Annotated in this window: 11 protein-coding genes and 8 pseudogenes; 10 read left to right on the top strand and 9 right to left on the bottom strand. The window is 39.8% G+C overall.

Annotated elements, in window-relative coordinates; genetic code table 11:
• Positions 1-14: 14 nt before the first annotated feature.
• From J7649_RS15885 to J7649_RS15865, 5 genes and pseudogenes are all read right to left on the bottom strand, one after another.
• Positions 15-215: a transposase gene (locus J7649_RS15885; protein ID WP_004647840.1), complete on the bottom strand. Its 201-nt coding sequence runs from the start codon at positions 213-215 to the stop codon at positions 15-17.
• A gap of 546 nt (positions 216-761) precedes the next feature.
• Positions 762-1,223, bottom strand: coding sequence for a DIP1984 family protein (locus J7649_RS15880; RefSeq protein WP_004647839.1), 462 nt, complete (start codon positions 1,221-1,223; stop codon positions 762-764).
• Positions 1,224-1,420: 197 nt separating this feature from the next.
• A pseudogene (locus J7649_RS15875) lies at positions 1,421-1,785 on the bottom strand (IS3 family transposase); the annotation flags it as partial.
• Positions 1,779-2,054: pseudogene (locus J7649_RS15870) on the bottom strand (helix-turn-helix domain-containing protein); the annotation flags it as partial. The pseudogenes J7649_RS15870 and J7649_RS15875, both read right to left, overlap by 7 nt.
• A 143-nt stretch (positions 2,055-2,197) precedes the next feature.
• Positions 2,198-3,532, bottom strand: coding sequence for an ISNCY family transposase (locus J7649_RS15865; protein ID WP_219310190.1), 1,335 nt, complete (start codon positions 3,530-3,532; stop codon positions 2,198-2,200).
• A 250-nt stretch (positions 3,533-3,782) separates the two neighbouring features.
• Between J7649_RS15865 and J7649_RS16960 the strand changes: the two are divergent.
• Positions 3,783-3,890, top strand: a pseudogene (locus tag J7649_RS16960) (site-specific integrase); the annotation flags it as partial.
• A 64-nt stretch (positions 3,891-3,954) separates the two neighbouring features.
• A protein-coding gene (locus J7649_RS15860; RefSeq protein WP_219310188.1) for an IS3 family transposase occupies positions 3,955-5,030 on the top strand; the annotation gives its coding sequence in 2 pieces (ribosomal slippage) (positions 3,955-4,207 and positions 4,207-5,030; 1,077 coding nt in all).
• Positions 5,031-5,198: 168 nt separating this feature from the next.
• Here J7649_RS15860 and J7649_RS15855 read toward each other — a convergent pair.
• The 4 genes from J7649_RS15855 to acuR all read right to left on the bottom strand — a co-directional run bounded on the left by J7649_RS15855 (position 5,199) and on the right by acuR (position 9,862).
• Positions 5,199-7,865 carry an excinuclease ABC subunit UvrA gene (locus J7649_RS15855; protein ID WP_086044950.1) on the bottom strand — a complete coding sequence of 889 codons (2,667 nt, stop codon included), beginning with the start codon at positions 7,863-7,865 and terminating at the stop codon, positions 5,199-5,201.
• A gap of 42 nt (positions 7,866-7,907) precedes the next feature.
• The gene (locus J7649_RS15850; protein WP_161489514.1) at positions 7,908-8,066 is read right to left on the bottom strand and encodes a hypothetical protein; all 159 of its coding nucleotides are present in this window, start codon (positions 8,064-8,066) and stop codon (positions 7,908-7,910) included.
• 93 nt (positions 8,067-8,159) lie between these two features.
• Positions 8,160-9,137 (bottom strand): acrylyl-CoA reductase (NADPH), encoded by a 978-nt coding sequence (acuI, locus tag J7649_RS15845; RefSeq protein ID WP_219310186.1) that lies wholly within the window; start codon positions 9,135-9,137, stop codon positions 8,160-8,162.
• A gap of 89 nt (positions 9,138-9,226) precedes the next feature.
• Positions 9,227-9,862, bottom strand: a complete 636-nt coding sequence (gene acuR / locus J7649_RS15840; RefSeq protein WP_219310184.1) for an acrylate utilization transcriptional regulator AcuR — start codon at positions 9,860-9,862, stop codon at positions 9,227-9,229.
• Between the two features lie 303 nt (positions 9,863-10,165).
• Between acuR and J7649_RS15835 the strand changes: the two are divergent.
• From J7649_RS15835 to J7649_RS15800, 8 genes and pseudogenes are all read left to right on the top strand, one after another.
• A pseudogene (locus tag J7649_RS15835) lies at positions 10,166-10,399 on the top strand (transposase); the annotation flags it as partial.
• Between the two features lie 114 nt (positions 10,400-10,513).
• Positions 10,514-11,346 (top strand): annotated as a pseudogene (locus tag J7649_RS15830) (IS982 family transposase).
• Positions 11,347-11,354: 8 nt separating this feature from the next.
• A pseudogene (locus tag J7649_RS15825) lies at positions 11,355-11,476 on the top strand (IS5/IS1182 family transposase); the annotation flags it as partial.
• 85 nt (positions 11,477-11,561) lie between these two features.
• Positions 11,562-13,373, top strand: coding sequence for a monovalent cation:proton antiporter-2 (CPA2) family protein (locus J7649_RS15820; RefSeq protein ID WP_219310182.1), 1,812 nt, complete (start codon positions 11,562-11,564; stop codon positions 13,371-13,373).
• Positions 13,374-13,491: 118 nt separating this feature from the next.
• Entirely contained in the window at positions 13,492-13,869 is a 378-nt protein-coding gene (locus J7649_RS15815; protein ID WP_338026414.1) for a transposase, read from the top strand.
• A 10-nt stretch (positions 13,870-13,879) separates the two neighbouring features.
• Complete coding sequence (gene tnpB / locus J7649_RS15810) at positions 13,880-14,305, top strand: IS66 family insertion sequence element accessory protein TnpB (protein ID WP_228738682.1); 426 nt, start codon at positions 13,880-13,882, stop codon at positions 14,303-14,305.
• Positions 14,306-14,429: 124 nt separating this feature from the next.
• Positions 14,430-15,583 (top strand): annotated as a pseudogene (gene tnpC / locus J7649_RS15805) (IS66 family transposase).
• A gap of 31 nt (positions 15,584-15,614) precedes the next feature.
• Positions 15,615-15,982 (top strand): annotated as a pseudogene (locus tag J7649_RS15800) (HipA domain-containing protein); the annotation flags it as partial.
• Positions 15,983-16,004: the final 22 nt, after the last annotated feature.

Below are 16,004 nucleotides of genomic sequence, written 5' to 3'. Positions count from 1 at the left end.
GAATGGAGGGGGTGTTAATGCAGGGGCATTGATCTGGACTGACGAATCCATTTATGCAACAGATTGGCATTGATCTGATGTTGCATTGCGACCTTAGCCACTGATGTATCTGGCTGCTGGCATTGCTGAATAAGTTGATGTTTAAATTCAGCCGTGAAGGTTCGACGGGGCTTTTTTAGCATTGGTGTGCTGTCTATAACTGTCTTTAAATCCATAAATAGGTGTCCACTTAAAATTTAGTGGACACTATCGTGGTATTCATGAGTGAGAAAAAGTGAGGCTCAGCGGACGCTTACTTTCATCTTGAGAGAGTTGGGTGTATTTCTTCATTGCGTGCTTTCCAATTGCGAGTTGAAAAAGTCTAATGATTCTACGAATACACCTAAATTTTTCAACTAACTACAAATGTGTCGCACTTGTGATTTGAATCTGCTGTTTTCAAAATCTGTTTTTCAGCTCGTTATGCAACAAACCCGAACCGAATTAAAAATAGAAATGTAGTTGAGCTGATGCTTGCTCATTTCTTTATTTTTAGTAATTGAGGTGAACATACTGTCAGTACATGGTAGTTATAAGTAACGTGTAACTTTGTTCGCACAAAGATTTGAGTTATGCCAAGTGATGGATTGATTTGTACTTAAAATTTTAAGCTTATCCACTTGCTTTGCAAGCCACTACACTTTATTTACAATCCTATGTTGTGGAAGTAAGGGATCTTGTACTCGCCCAGTATGTTCAACTTGATTATATCTAAAGGACTATTAGGCTTCAATCAAATCAATTTTCCAATTATTCGACTGAATTAACACATTTAAATCACGTAATTTAAGACTAATATCATCAGCTTGTTTTTGTAATGATGAAACTGGAATAACTTTATGCCACTTTATTTCCCGCGTACTATAACGATCAGATTCACGAGATGTATTACTTATTGCTGCAGTTAGGGTTTTGTGCTGTTCTACAAATTCATCACGCAAAGTCAATAAAGCAAGTAGAGAACGACCATCATTTAATTTTGTTAAAGCATTAGTTTCATGAATTGCATAACTTAATTTTTGAAATTCTTGAATTAAAGAAAATACTTGTTTCAATAGTTCATTTGGATCTTCAGATGGTTTATCACCATCTTGTACCAATACATTTGCATTGATACGTTGTTTTAGTGAAATAATTTTTTTTTGTTGATCACTTCGAAGTAAGAGAGCTTCTGCTAATTTCATTTTTCACCTATTAACCAATTAGAATTAAGTTTTAAGCAGCTAAGTAATTTTACAAATACTATATCCTCATTCTTTAAAGATCAAAAAAATTGATTTTTTACAATTTTCAGAGGTAGAAGTCTTATATTTTGTCATTAGTCGAAGCTCAGAATTAAGCTAAAGGCCTTTTTTTCAGATGCAGAATCCTTTATCTGATCCTAGACAGTATTATGGACATTCGATCCCTCTAAATTCTTACAATATTTTTGTTCAAAGGCTTCAGGACTTAACCAGCCATTTGCAGAATGTATTCTGATTCGATTGTAATAAATCTCGATATAGTCGAACAGGACAGCATTCGCTTCTTTTCGAGTGGCAAACACACTGCCATGGATTACATGACCTTTCAATGTATGAAAGAAGCTTTCAGTCACTGCATTGTCCCAACATGAGCAGTGTACTGCGCAAGACTGCGTGACATACTTTGAATACAGTTATTCGTCAATAATAGCGCTCTAAAAGCACGACTACAGTACTGACTGCCTTGGTCAGAATGAACCATAACTCCTGTTGAATAAGCTTTTCATGCGCCAAGGTTGGTCCGAAACCATGCAGTTGATCAGAAACAATATTGAGGCACTTGAGTCTGAGTTCTTCAGAAAGCCTGGAATTGCTGGTTTGGCCACGACCCGTATGGGCTAATACAGCTGGACCTTGAACTTTGTATTTCTGCAGTAAGCGTCTGACCTGACATTCTGAAATATGAAGTAGCTGAGCAGCCTGGGATTGAGTTATGCGTTGATCGCAGATTTCCTGCAAGACCGACAATCGTTTAAGTTCTTTATCCGACATAGACACCAACATATCAAACCGTCCGCTAAGGAAATTGCAAAAGTGCACATTCTAAAAGCGGACATTTCTATTTTGGGCTTACAACACTGTGTTATTCACCAATTAAAATGTCTATGCGATAAACCATTTAAAATGTCCTGTTTTTAACCACAAGAGTCAAGCACAGGATTTAACTTTCTTTGTTCAATAACAGCTTTCTGAGCTTTACGACTCGGCATACTTTTCTTGAGACGGGAACGTTTATTCTGTTTTTCCAACTCTTCATGCTGTTGCTGAATATGTGCCAGAACTGTACCTAACCGTTTATTCTCAACAATCTCATTTTGCTGCAGCCCAGCCAATTTATTGAAGATGCTGTAGTTGAGCTTTCGCCCTTCATGCATGAGGGCCACAGTGCCATCCGGATACTCTAGAAATGAAATGTATTGCCCAATCAGCTTATGATTCAGTACTGTTGGCTCAAGCATATAAATACATTTGTCATAGGTCAGGGTCAGATTCTTGGTGACCTTACGCGGTTCCTGCCAGGTAAAAATATCATCCAGTTCAAGATCAGATTCGGTTAATGGCCGATGTAAATTCTTTGAGTTTCGCGCATATTTGGCGAACTTCTGATTGAACTGCTCGATAAAGCAGGGCAACCATGCATTGGCCTCAGCAATCGAACAGATACCTTCCAGGCGCATCTCCTTGATCAGACGGTCCTGAAGAGTTCTATTGGCACGTTCTACGCGGCCTTTGGCTTGTGGGGAGTTGGCGAAGACAATATCAATGTTTAACTCATTCAGGATCCGCCCAAATTGCGTGATCTGGCTATCTTGGCTCGATTTCTGATTCACTCGGAATACCGAGTGTTTATCGCTATAAAACGCTAAAGGCTTGCCGTATTGCTCAATGTAGGCTCGGGTTGAAAGCATATAATCAAAGGTCGTTTCAGCCTCACAAAAGCGCAGATGCAACAGCTTTCCAGTGGCGTCATCGATATAAACCAGCAAGCAGCATTTGGAAGCTCGACCTTCAAACCAGTCGTGATATGAGCCATCGATCTGGATCAGCTCACCGAAGCAATCACGGTTGTATCGAGGCTGATATGGACGTTTCAGGCGCTTGGATCGAGGAATCCAGAGGTCATTTGCAGTCATCCAGCGACGAACCGTTTCTACCGGGATATGCAGGCCAAACATGCTGCTGAGCTTCTCATGAGCCAATGTAGGACCAAAGCCCAGCAAATGTTCAGAAATAATGGAAAGACATTCTGATTTTAACAGGACGTCATGGCGACGATGACCCGGTTGACCACGACTGGCATGTGCCATACCTGAGACACCATCTTGATTGAGCTTCTGCAATAACCGGGTAATTTGACGGGTGGAAAGATTCAGGATTTCAGCAGCACGGACCTGGGTAATACGATGATCTCTAACGTCTTGCAGAACTGCAAGACGTTGAATTTCTTTATCAGACATAGTGATCAGCATCTATATTTTATATCCAGTCCATGGTGATAAAAACCATCATAAACCAGACATTTTTATTGGTGAGAATATAGACACTTTAAATGGGTTCTAACACACTGATTTCGTATAATATTGATTATGTTAAATGACTTATACCTGATAATAACTTCATATCTTCTTTTATTAAACGAAAATTCAATAACTTAAATAATTTCAATTTCATTTGTAAAATATAATATGTTGACCTCAAGAATACTTCATAAACTTTACTATGTTTGCTTTAAAAACAATTCATTTGGAAAAGAAAGTTTCAAACGAAAATCAAATTATTCTTTTGTTTGATCTGGATTCATCATGTCCATGTTTGTACCCAGTAATCCCTCCTAAAAACAATAGGACCTAAAAGTAGAATTTTCTCTTAAAGTATAGGCAGGAGATTCTGCATGAAAACATCTAAATTTACTGACAGTCAGATCATATCCATTTTGAAACAGGCGGAGTCTGGCACACCTGTAGCCGCCCTTTGTCGTGAACACGGTATGAGTAATGCGACCTTCTATAAATGGCGTGCCAAATATGGCGGTATGGATACATCATTAATGGCAAAACTCAAAGAACTGGAAGCAGAAAATACCAGACTTAAAAAGATGTATGCTGAGGAACGCTTAAAGGCAGAGATCATTCAGGAAGCGATGGCAAAAAAGTGGTGAGGCCATCTTGCCGACGTAAGATGGCACAACAGGCAGTTGCCCACTATGCGATTAGCATTCGTTTGGCTTGCCGAGCATTTAGTATCAGTGAAACCTGCTACCGTTATCAATCCAAGTTAAACGATGACAATACATTAATTGCAGAACAGCTCATTGAGCTCACTGAAGAAAATACAGATTGGGGTTTTGGTCTGTGTTTCTCTTATCTACGTCATGTTGAAAACCATGTTTGGAATCATAAGCGTGTTTATCGCATTTACTGTGAGTTAGCACTGAATCTGCGCATTAAACCGAGAAGAAGACTAAAACGGCATGCACCAGAACCACTGAAAGAGCCGATCCGGGCAAATCAGGTCTGGTCACTGGATTTTATGCATGACCAGCTGATCGATAGTCGTAAGTTCCGATTGTTGAATGTGATTGATGATTACCGTCGAGAAGGTTTGACTATTGAAGCAGGATTCTCATTACCCACGATCAGGGTTATTCACACATTGAATCAGTTATTGGAATGGCGAGAAAAACTGTTAGTTATTCGGTGTGACAATGGCCCGGAGTTTATCAGTCACGAATTTGTACGCTGGGCAACTGAACAAGGTATTCGTATTGAATATATTCAACCAGGTAAACCACAGCAGAATGCGTATATTGAACGCTATAATCGGACTATACGTTATAGTTGGCTGAGCAAACATTTATTTGATACTTTGGATGAAGTACAAGATTATGCAACAAACTGGCTGTGGCATTACAACCATGAAAGACCACACCAAGCAAACAAAGGAAGGCCACCTCTAATGGCTGCTTAACCTCTACTTTTAACTTCGGTTATTAATGGGAGGATTACCGTTTGTGCAACAAAGCCCTTAGTTGAAAAAAACTTTTAGATTTCATGCTCACACACCACCTAAAACAAAAAATATCTGATTGATTTTACAGGCTTTTAATTTAAGGTTTTATTCTACCCACTCGCAATATCAACGTTTAGTATCACGACTCACTAACTCATTAACTAAATATGGAGCAGTACGGCTATCTTGATTTTCTGTTATTTGTTTTGGTGTTCCTGCCACAACAATATTCCCACCAGCATTTCCAGCACCTGGTCCCACATCAATCACCCAATCTGCTTGTGCAACGGCACGCATATCATGCTCAATCATAACCACGGTATTACCCGCATCGACTAATCGCTGCAATTGAACTAACAATCGATCTACATCTGATGGATGCAAACCTGTAGTTGGCTCATCAAGTATATACAGTGTATTTCCACGCTGATTGCGTTGCAGCTCGGTCGCCAATTTAATACGTTGCGCTTCTCCACCAGATAGTTCAGTCGCTGGTTGCCCTAAACGTAAATAACCAAGGCCAATTTCCTTTAATAATTGTAGTGAACGAGCAATCGAGACCTCTCCATCAAAAAAATCACGTGCTTCATTGACGGTCATTCCTAATACTTCAGCAATATTACGTCCATTCCAGCGAATTTTCAGAGTGTCATCATTATATCGAGCACCATGACATGTCGGACAAGGGGCATATACACTTGGCATAAACAATAACTCTACACTGACAAAGCCTTCACCTTCACAAGTTTCACATCGCCCTTTAGCCACATTAAACGAAAAACGTCCAGCATCATAATGAGCTTGGCGAGCTTCAGGAGTCCCAGCAAATAACTTTCTAACATGATCAAATAAACCCGTATAAGTTGCCAGATTAGAACGTGGAGTACGGCCAATTGGTTTTTGATCAACCTGTACCAGACGCTGTATAGCCTCCACATCACCAGCCAGAGAACCCTGTGTAACCTCGTTAACCAACATTCCTTCATTTAAAGGATTATTTTCATTATTGTTTTCAGTTTCAGACTCATTGCCTAAATATGAAAGTACTAACTCGGGTAAAGCTTGAGAAACGAGACTAGATTTACCTGAACCTGAAATACCTGTAACTGCTGTAAGTACACCAAGAGGTATACGAGCATCAATATTATGCAGGTTATGTCGGTAAATATTGTTAAGTTCAAGCCAACCAGAGGGTGTACGTCCATAACTTTGAGTAACTGGGATTTTATTAAATAAATAACTTGCAGTACGTGAAGCTGAAATCTCACTTAAACCCTGAGGTACTCCACTATATAAAATATTACCACCTTGCTCTCCTGCATCTGGTCCAACATCCACTAACCATTGAGCACGACGCATGAGCTCTAAATCATGCTCTACAACAAATACGGAGTTTCCAGCGTCTCTTAATTTATCGAGAGAATCATATAATGACTGACTATCTGAAGGATGTAATCCAGCAGACGGTTCATCCAGTACATAAACTACACCAAATAGCATAGAACTTAATTGTGTTGCTAAACGCAAACGTTGTAACTCTCCCGCTGAAAGAGTCGGTGTGGCTCTATCTAATGTTAGATAACCAAGACCTAACTGGCGTAATTGATTTAAACGCCCCACCACACCATTTGCTAAACGCTGGGCAGCAATTTTCTTTTCATCTGAAAGTGCTGACGTACGTCTTACATCTGGAGATACAGAATGCACTGCTCTACCTGTTGTTGCTCGTTCAGATCTATCAAGTTGGGTTACTTTATTATTAGTCTTTTCTCCAGCATCATGAGCGTCGAAATTGCCAAGAACAATGGGCTCAAGCAGGCAAGTTAACTTATCCAAAGAAAGTTGCATAAACTCACCAATATCTACTCCAGCAAAGGTAATAGATAAGGCTTCTGGTTTAAGGCGTTTACCATGACAGGAAGGGCATATTTTTCCTTCCATAAAACGTGAAACACGTTTTTTCATCAACGTACTTTGGGTATTAGCAAAAGTATGAAGGACATAGCGACGAGCACCAGTGAAAGTGCCCATATAGCTGGGTTCTAGTTTACGTTTAAGTGCAGATTGAGTCTCAGCGGGGCTTAAACCAGCATAGACAGGAACTGTTGGGGTTTCTTCAGTAAATAAAATCCAGTCTCTATCCGATTGCGGTAAATCTTTCCATGGTCGATCAACATCATACCCTAGGGTTACTAGGATATCGCGTAAGTTTTGCCCGTGCCAAGCAGGTGGCCATGATGCGATAGCTCTCTCACGAATACTGAGTGTTGGGTCAGGAACCATTGTCGATTCTGTAACTTCATAAATGTGACCTAAACCATGACAGGTAGGACAAGCACCTTGAGGAGTGTTCGGTGAAAAGTCCTCGGCATATAACATTGGCTGATCGGCAGGATATGCACCAGCACGCGAATAAATCATTCGCACGAGACTTGATAAAGTTGTTACACTTCCAACAGAAGAACGGGTATTACTTGCACCACGTTGTTGTTGCAATGCTACTGCTGGTGGTAGACCATCAATAGCATCAACATCTGGTACTCCGGCCTGATCTATTAAGCGTCTTGCATAAGGTGCAACAGATTCGAAATATCTTCTTTGTGCTTCAGCAAAAATAGTTCCAAAAGCAAGTGATGATTTTCCTGAACCCGATACACCTGAGAAAACAACAAGTGCATTTCTTGGGATAGAAACATCTACATCCTTAAGGTTATGCTCACGTGCACCTCGAACTTCAATACAATTATTAGATAAAGTAATGTTATTGTGTTCACCAAAAGAATGTATTTTCATGTTTCTACGAGCCTGTAAATTATTTTGTGTAAGTCCCATTTTTTATAAATGATCTTTTAATCGATCATCGAACTGAATCGTAAAACAATTCATTGCTAAACTAATACATTTAAATATGGCTGTCATTTGGTTTAAATCTTCAGGAGTTTTTAAACCTTTAGCTAATTCAGCTGCCATACTTTTGATTGTAGCTTCATCCATGTGAAGTACCTCTTTTTATTATCCTCAGTAGGATAAATGAAAATTAAGTACTTACACAAAATTTAGAACAGTCCCACAACTCATTTTGTTGAACTATATCTGTACAACAACTCTACCTCGAATTTTTCCATCTAAAATTTCATTTGAAATATTTAAAGCATCTGTTAACTGAATTTCAGTCGTAACTTTTTCTAATTTTGTTTGATCTAATTCTGTAGCTAAACGTTCCCATGCTTCTTTTCTTAATTCGATTGGTGCCATCACGCTATCAATTCCATATAAGGTAATCCCTCTTAGAATAAATGGAGCAACTGTTGCTGGAAAATCCATTCCGCCTGCCAAACCACACGCAGCAACTGCACCACAATATTTTGTACTAGCACATGCATTCGCTAAAGTATGGCTACCAACAGTATCAATCACGCCAGCCCAAACTTCTTTGTTTAATGGCTTTCCTGGGGAAGATAATTCAATACGATCAATAATTTCACTCGCACCTAGATAGGTTAAATATTCTGACTCTTGAGGTCGACCAGTTGAAGCTGTAATCTCATAACCAAGATGATTCAAAATAATAATGGCAATACTACCTACTCCACCATTTGCACCTGTCACTAAAATTTTTCCATCACTTGGTTTAATACCATGTTTTTGTAAAGCCATGACACACAACATTGCGGTATAACCTGCTGTACCAATAACCATCGTATCTTTAAAAGAAAAAGCAGAAGGTTTTTGTATGAGCCAATCACCAGAAACAGTGACTTGCTCGGCTAGCCCTCCAAAATACTTCTCACCCACTCCCCAACCATTCAGTAGAACTTCATCTCTTTCTTTCCATGCTGGATGTTTTGATTCAATCACAACACCCGAAAAATCGATGCCTGGGGTCAAAGGAAAACTACGCACCACTGGTGAACGCCCAGTAATGGCTAAAGCATCTTTATAATTGAGTGTTGAATATTTGACTTCGACTCTAACCTCTCCTTCTTGTAAAGGCTTTGATGCAATCTCAGTAATTTGTGATGTGTAACCTGCTTCATCTTTAGTAATTACAATACCTTTGTACATAGAACTTCCTCTCCATTTAATTAGACTGCTTGTCTAGAATTAATTAAAAAATAAATACAGACGTCTGCATTTATTTTTTAATTAACTTTTTACGTGATTTGTTGTTTTACAGCTAAAGTAAACAAGCGATAAAATGCATCTAAGGGACTTGTTGATTTGACCAAACGTGCTCTTAGAACTGCACCTTCCCACCCAATCCAAAACTGATAAGCAGCTTCATCGCAATCAGCTAGGCTATATTGTGAATTTGACTGATGTAGGCAATCAGAAACTAATTTCTCCCATACCTTAAAGATATTTTCGATTCGGGCAATGATTTCTTGTGGTAAATACGACACTTCTTGTCCTAAGTTACCTAAAATACAACCTCGTTTAAAATCATATTTTTGCATTTTTTCACCCGCATCTTTTACAAAATTTTGCAGCTTTTCTAGTGGGGAAAGATCAGTTTGACTTAAAAACTTATTCAATCGCTTCACAAAATAAAGTTCATAAGCATCTAAGACTTCTAAAATAAAAGCCTCTTTATTTACAAAATAATGGTAGAAAGACCCTTTAGGAACTTGGACTGATTTCATGAGATCGTCCAAGCTCATAGCATTCATTCCACGTTCGGTCAGTAACTCGATACCTCGGTGGATTAAAACTTCTTTAGTGTCTGCATAGTTACAACCGTGTTTGGTTGGTCGACCACGTGGTCTTTTGGGTGAGGAAAAATAATTCATATAATAAAAATAGACTATGTGACTAGAAATAACAACAATAAGATTATTTGATTGAAAATTTTATCTAAACGTCATCTAGTTCTCTTTTTTCACAGTACTTAGTCATTCATATAAATGCTCTTAAAAATCCTATAAGTTCATGAACTAATTTTTTATAAATTTCTATTATTTTTCTTCAAAATATTGAAATTAATAAATATATTGTAAAAATAATTTATAAACTAGATTTTAGGTAAACATAAGTTAAATAGAAAATTTTTAGTTAAATAAGGCTCTGTTGCACAAACTTACCACTGGAGGCTTCTTAGCTATCAAAAAAGTCGCGATAGTCTCCATCTACTCATTGACCCTACTGGCTTGAGGTTTTTAGGAGAAGGTAAATGAAAACGTAAAAAACATCAGTCTGAATATCGATGACAATAGCGTAAACTTCACATAGGTATAATAGATGCTGAAACACTGCAAAAACTTGCAGCTCAGCTCACAACCAATAATGTCAGTGACTCACAGGTGTTTGGTGATGGATTGGATAGCATAAAAAAATAATTAATATATTTCAATATATTAAACCCCAATTTCAACTTTTTAAGTGATTAAAATAAAAAGGACATAACCCTATTTTAGTTTCCACCAAGAAATTAAAGCAAAGTTATGTCCATTGAAGAATTTATCATTTTTGTCTATGTAATCATAGAACAGCTTTATCCCATTGTTGTTATTCAGCCTCTGAGAACTCGTGGTTTTCCGCCTGCTGTTACTGATGTAGAAATCATCACTATGCAAATAGTAGGTGAATTTCTTGGTTTAGATACAGACAAAAATATTTGGATGTATTTCAAAAACAATTGGTTAGAATGGTTTCCAAAATTAGGATCTTATCCCAATTTCTGTAAACATTGTGCAAACCTGTGGCATGTCAGTCAATCCATTATGGCACAGCTCATTCAGCGTTATGGTTCAGATAACATTCACTTTATTGATGGCTTCCCACTCCCTGTCTGTAGTTATACCAGAGCTAGAAAGCATAAAAACTTGATGGTTTCAAAGCTCATATCGTCATTAATCTTTCAGGCATGATTACGGGTTATACCTTTGCACCTGCTCATTGTGATGAGCGAGATGTTGCACCTGAAATCACGAATGATATTTACGGTTTACTGGGAGCAGATAAGGGCTATTTAAAACCAGAATTGAAACGATATTATGAATATCAGGGTATTGATTTACAAACACCCTTTAGAAAAAACATGATAGATTTCAGACCTAAAGAGACAATGCAAATAATGATGAAAGCCCGAAGAAAGATTGAAACAGTGATTGGTCAATTAACAGATCGCTTTCACATTCAGAAAGTGAGGGCAAAAGATCTATGGCATTTAACCCACCGCATAACTCGTAAAATTCTGTCGCATACAATTTGTGTGGTGCTAAATAAAAAGCTTGGTCATTCACCAATTCAATTCGAAAATCTTATTTTAAGTTGAGATTGGCGTATTTATATAAAATTAGATACTTAGTTGAGAACGCATTTATAGGTTAAAGCAGTTCAGAGGAATAGCAACACCATATGATAAGCTACTGAGTAGCTATGAGGATGCAGTTGCATTAGCTTGAAGCCTGTATATATATTTGGCTACCTTTATCGGGTAAATTCTATACTTGAAATGTCAACAGACCCCATACAAAACCTGAGAAATATATGAGTGCAGAAGCCACATCTATCAGCCTTCTATCCCCTGTCATACTGCTCACAGCGGCAGTGATCTCAGTCCCCTTAATAAAGCGCCTAGGATTAAGCTCGGTATTGGGATATTTAATTGCAGGATTAATTATTGGTCCATTTGGACTGGCGTTTTTCTACGATTCTGCATCTATTCTGCATATTGCTGAGCTTGGTATTGTGATGTATCTGTTTGTGATTGGACTAGAAATGCGTCCATCGTATTTATGGGGTTTAAGAAAAGAAATTTTTGGATTAGGCGCATTACAAATTAGTGCCTGTTCATTGGGGTTAACGGCGGTAGGCTTGATCTATGGCTATTCTTGGCAAGTGAGTTTTGTATGTGCTGCAGGCTTTGTACTCACCTCGACTGCAATTGTGATGCAACTTTTGGGAGATCGTGGAGACATTGCTCAACCACGAGGACAAAAAATTATCTCGATCCTGCTGTTTGAAGATTTATTGATTGTCCCTTTATTGGCAATTGTCGCTTTTATCGCACCGAATCATGTTGTTGAAAGTACTTCTACGCGTTTGCAGAGCATCGGAATTGGTTTAATTTCAATTGCAGGTTTAATCGCTGCAGGCTATTGGTTGCTTAATCCTTTATTTCGCTTATTAGCCGCAGCCAAAGCCCGTGAAGTCATGACTGCAGCAGCACTCTTAGTCGTGCTCGGCGCAGCATTACTGATGCAAGTCACTGGCTTATCGATGGCAATGGGGGCATTCCTTGCAGGGGTATTACTCTCAGAATCCACTTTTCGCCATCAGATTGAAGCAGATATTGAACCGTTTCGTGGCATATTGCTCGGATTATTTTTTCTAGGCGTAGGTATGTCATTAGACCTTAACGTCATAAAAAATAACTGGGGGTTAATTTTAAGTGCTGTACTTCTGCTGATGTTTGTCAAAGCATCCATAATTTATCTGACTGCACGCCTGACCAAAAGTTCACACTCTGAAGCACTCGATCGCGCATTACTAATGGCTCAAGGGGGGGAGTTTGCTTTTGTACTCTTTGCTGCCGCCATGAGTGCTCAAATCACTAGTGCTGTTGAACGCTCAAACCTAACTGCGATTGTAGTCTTGTCGATGATTTTGACGCCGATTATTGGCATTCTATTTAAACGTTTTACCCAAACTACAGAACAAACTTCTTTAGAAAATATCCGTATTGCTGAAGGACTTTCTGGAAAAGTACTGATGATTGGTTTCGGTCGTTTTGGACAAGTCTCCAGTCAATTGCTGCTTGCTCGAGGCATTGATGTGACCATCATTGATAATGATATCGACATGATTCAAAACGCTGAAAGATTTGGATTTAAAATTTATTATGGCGATGGTTCTCGTTTAGATATTTTACATGCCTCTGGAGCAGATACGGCTGAAGCAATTGTTGTTTGCGTAGACCATAAAGAAACGACGAATAAGATTGTAGAGTTGGTGCAACATGAATTTCCTTTGACCAAGTTACTGGTTCGCTCTTATGACCGTGAGCATGCGCTGCATTTAGCAAAACAAAATGTGGATTACATGATTCGAGAAACCTTCGAGTCGGCAATGCTATTTGGCGGTGCGATTTTAGAAGAATTGGGTGTTGACCAGAGTGATGTTGAAGAAATTAGCCAAGAAATCCGAGAACGAGACAAAGAACGTTTTGAAACCGAAGTTGCAGCAGATGATGTCTATGCGGGTATCGGCTTGCAATACACAGGACCGCGTCCGACTGCACCTTTAATTACACCAAAGCACACAGGGCAAATTCTGAATGAAGATGACACTCATCAATAATTTCACGTATTAAGCCCAAATAAAAAGAGGTCTCTGTAGATCTCTTTTTCGGTAAGCATCCGCTGAACCCCACTTTTCTTATTTTCTCAATATACCAATAGTGCCCATTATTTATTAAATGGACATTATGTTTATGGCCTTAGACACTTTTATAGACACTGAACAAACGACAGAAAGAGCCTGCAGAATCTTCGCAACTGATTTTAAACAGCACTTGGTCGAGCTTTGCCTGCAGCCAAATACATCAGTGGCTAAGGTCACAATGCAACATCAGATCAATGCCAATCTATTACATAAATGGATTCGTCAGTCCAGATCAATGGTTCCATCATTCACAACCCCTTCCATTCCACAGACCGACTTTCTTCCCGTCATTCTTCACCCGACACCAGAGTCAAACAAGAAGCACCGCCGCCACCTGAACCGGAAAAGAATGCTGTCGCTCATATCAGAATTCCACTGCATCAGAAACAATGCTCCGCAAGAGATCAGGTGATCGAAATAGAATGGCCAGTGGAATCGGCCAAGGAGTTGCTGCTTTTACTTCAGGGCTTGATCAAATGATCCGCATTGATGAAATCTGGCTTTCTACCCAACCTCTGGATATGCGAGCAGGTATGGATACTGTCATGGCTCAGGTGCTGAGAGCCTTTGGCTATATCAAACCGCATTGTGCTTATCTGTTCTGTAATAAGCGTGGCCGTCGCATGAAAGTGCTGGTGGATGATGGGCTGGGCATCTGGCTATGTGCCCGACGGCTGGAACAGGGAAAATTCCACTGGGCTAAAGTTCACCAAGATGAAACCGTGACCCTCAGCCCGGAGCAGTTACAAGCACTGATCCACGGTTTAACTTGGCAAAGAATCGGTCTGCAGCAAGTGGTAACAATGCTCTTAATCGAACTCATCCATTCTGCTATTCTCCAAACATGATCTCAACCATACTGCAGTCATGAAAATGCTGCCTGATTTAAACCAACTGACCCATGAACACCTGCTGGAATTTATCCGACAGTTGGCGCTGCAGCATCAGTCTTTAGCATAATCAAAACAACAACTGGAACAATCAAATCAGCAATTAGATTCTAAAGTTAAATCTCTCTCTAATCTCAATCAAAAATACGAGCATGAACTTTTGCAGTTTAAACGGCATAAGTTCGCCCAGAAGAATGAATACTTAACGGCCAAACAAATCCACCTCTGGGATGAAGCGGTTGAAGAAGATATTGCCGCGGTTGATCTGGAACTGGAACGGCTGAATGCAGCTAAAACCGATGCAGCGACACAGAAAGCCCCAGCCAACAAACCTAAACGTCGACCGCTACCTGATCATCTACTCACTCTGCGTATTGAGCACGAACCTGCCTCAACGCAATGCAGCTGTGACAGCTTGTACTGCAGCAACAGGTGCTGCATGCCAATGAAACACCGGTCACCATCATGCAGATGGGTGAGAATGAGAAAAAACCGAAGAAAGGTTATGTCTGGGCCTATGCCACCACACAGTACAATCTACTTCAGGCGGTGATCTATGACTTTCAGGATAAGCATGCTGAAGAGTTCCTGAAAGACTGGCAAGGCCATCTGGTCTGTGATGATTATGGTGGTTATAAAGCACGCTTTAAATCAGGCCAGATCATTGAGGTGGGCTGCATGGCCCATGCACATCTTAAATTCCATGAACTGCATGTGACCGGGAAAAGTCAGGTCGCTGAACAAGCATTAGTGATGATTCAGAAACTGTATGCCATAGAAGCAGAACTCAGGAAAAAGACCGATGGTACAGCGCAACACCGTCGCGAATACCGGCAACAACATAGCCAATCGGTGATGCAACAACTATATGAATGGCTCAACCAACATTATCTGACGGTGCCGTCGAGTTCTCCAATCGCCAAGGCGATCAATTACACTCTGAAGCGTTGGCCAGCTTTAAGTCGCTATTTGGATGATGGCAATCTACCGATTTGCAACAATTGGGTCGAAAATCAAATGCGTCCCTGGGCATTGGGACGCAAGGACTGGTTGTTTGCTGGCTCGCTACGCAGTGGTCAGCGAGCTGCGAATGTCATGACCCTGATTCAGTCAGCAAAGCTGAATGGGCTAGATCCGTATGCCTATTTAAGTGATGTGCTGAAAAGGTTGCCGACACATAAAGTGACCCAGATTGAAGAATTACTGCCACACCGCTGGAAACCCAACTCAAATTAAAAAATAGCGATGGGGTTCAGCGGACGCTTACGCTGTTTTCAATGTAGTATTCAATAATCGAGATGATCATTGCAAAAACTTTTCATTTCTGATGTCCCAAAATGGGCAATGGAAACTCGCCCCTGCCTATGATGTTACTTTCTGTGAAGGACCAGGGGGATATCATCAAATGGATATCATGGGTAAGGCACTGGATATTCCTCGACAAGCTCTTGTGAAACTTGGTACTCAGGAAGCGGAACTTTGTGTCCAAGAAGTCGATGAAATTATTGGCTCGATTTGTAAGGTTGCAATCCGATTCAGCAATATCGCTCATGACCTATTACCTGGACAAATTCAAGCAGAGACTCTCCAACTGGTCCAAAATAGGATTGAGCAAATATTCATTTATTGCACTAAATAGCTTTCACAAAGCTTCTAT

Origin of the sequence: Acinetobacter lwoffii, assembly GCF_019343495.1 — a bacterium.
Classification (GTDB): domain Bacteria; phylum Pseudomonadota; class Gammaproteobacteria; order Pseudomonadales; family Moraxellaceae; genus Acinetobacter; species Acinetobacter lwoffii_P.
The sequence above is the reverse complement of the archived record's forward strand: the minus strand, read 5'-3'. Positions and strand labels throughout refer to the sequence as shown.

Bases quoted from the DNA above. Each gene is read 5' to 3' on its own strand.
- J7649_RS15820 (WP_219310182.1), top strand. From the start codon at position 11,562: ATGAGTGCAGAAGCCACATCTATCAGCCTTCTATCCCCTGTCATACTG.
- J7649_RS15885 (WP_004647840.1), bottom strand. From the start codon at position 215: ATGGATTTAAAGACAGTTATAGACAGCACACCAATGCTAAAAAAGCCC.
- J7649_RS15815 (WP_338026414.1), top strand. From the start codon at position 13,492: ATGGACATTATGTTTATGGCCTTAGACACTTTTATAGACACTGAACAA.
- J7649_RS15880 (WP_004647839.1), bottom strand. From the start codon at position 1,223: ATGAAATTAGCAGAAGCTCTCTTACTTCGAAGTGATCAACAAAAAAAA.
- acuI (WP_219310186.1), bottom strand. From the start codon at position 9,137: ATGTACAAAGGTATTGTAATTACTAAAGATGAAGCAGGTTACACATCA.
- J7649_RS15855 (WP_086044950.1), bottom strand. From the start codon at position 7,865: ATGAAAATACATTCTTTTGGTGAACACAATAACATTACTTTATCTAAT.
- J7649_RS15850 (WP_161489514.1), bottom strand. From the start codon at position 8,066: ATGGATGAAGCTACAATCAAAAGTATGGCAGCTGAATTAGCTAAAGGT.
- acuR (WP_219310184.1), bottom strand. From the start codon at position 9,862: ATGAATTATTTTTCCTCACCCAAAAGACCACGTGGTCGACCAACCAAA.
- tnpB (WP_228738682.1), top strand. From the start codon at position 13,880: ATGGCCAGTGGAATCGGCCAAGGAGTTGCTGCTTTTACTTCAGGGCTT.
- J7649_RS15865 (WP_219310190.1), bottom strand. From the start codon at position 3,532: ATGCTGATCACTATGTCTGATAAAGAAATTCAACGTCTTGCAGTTCTG.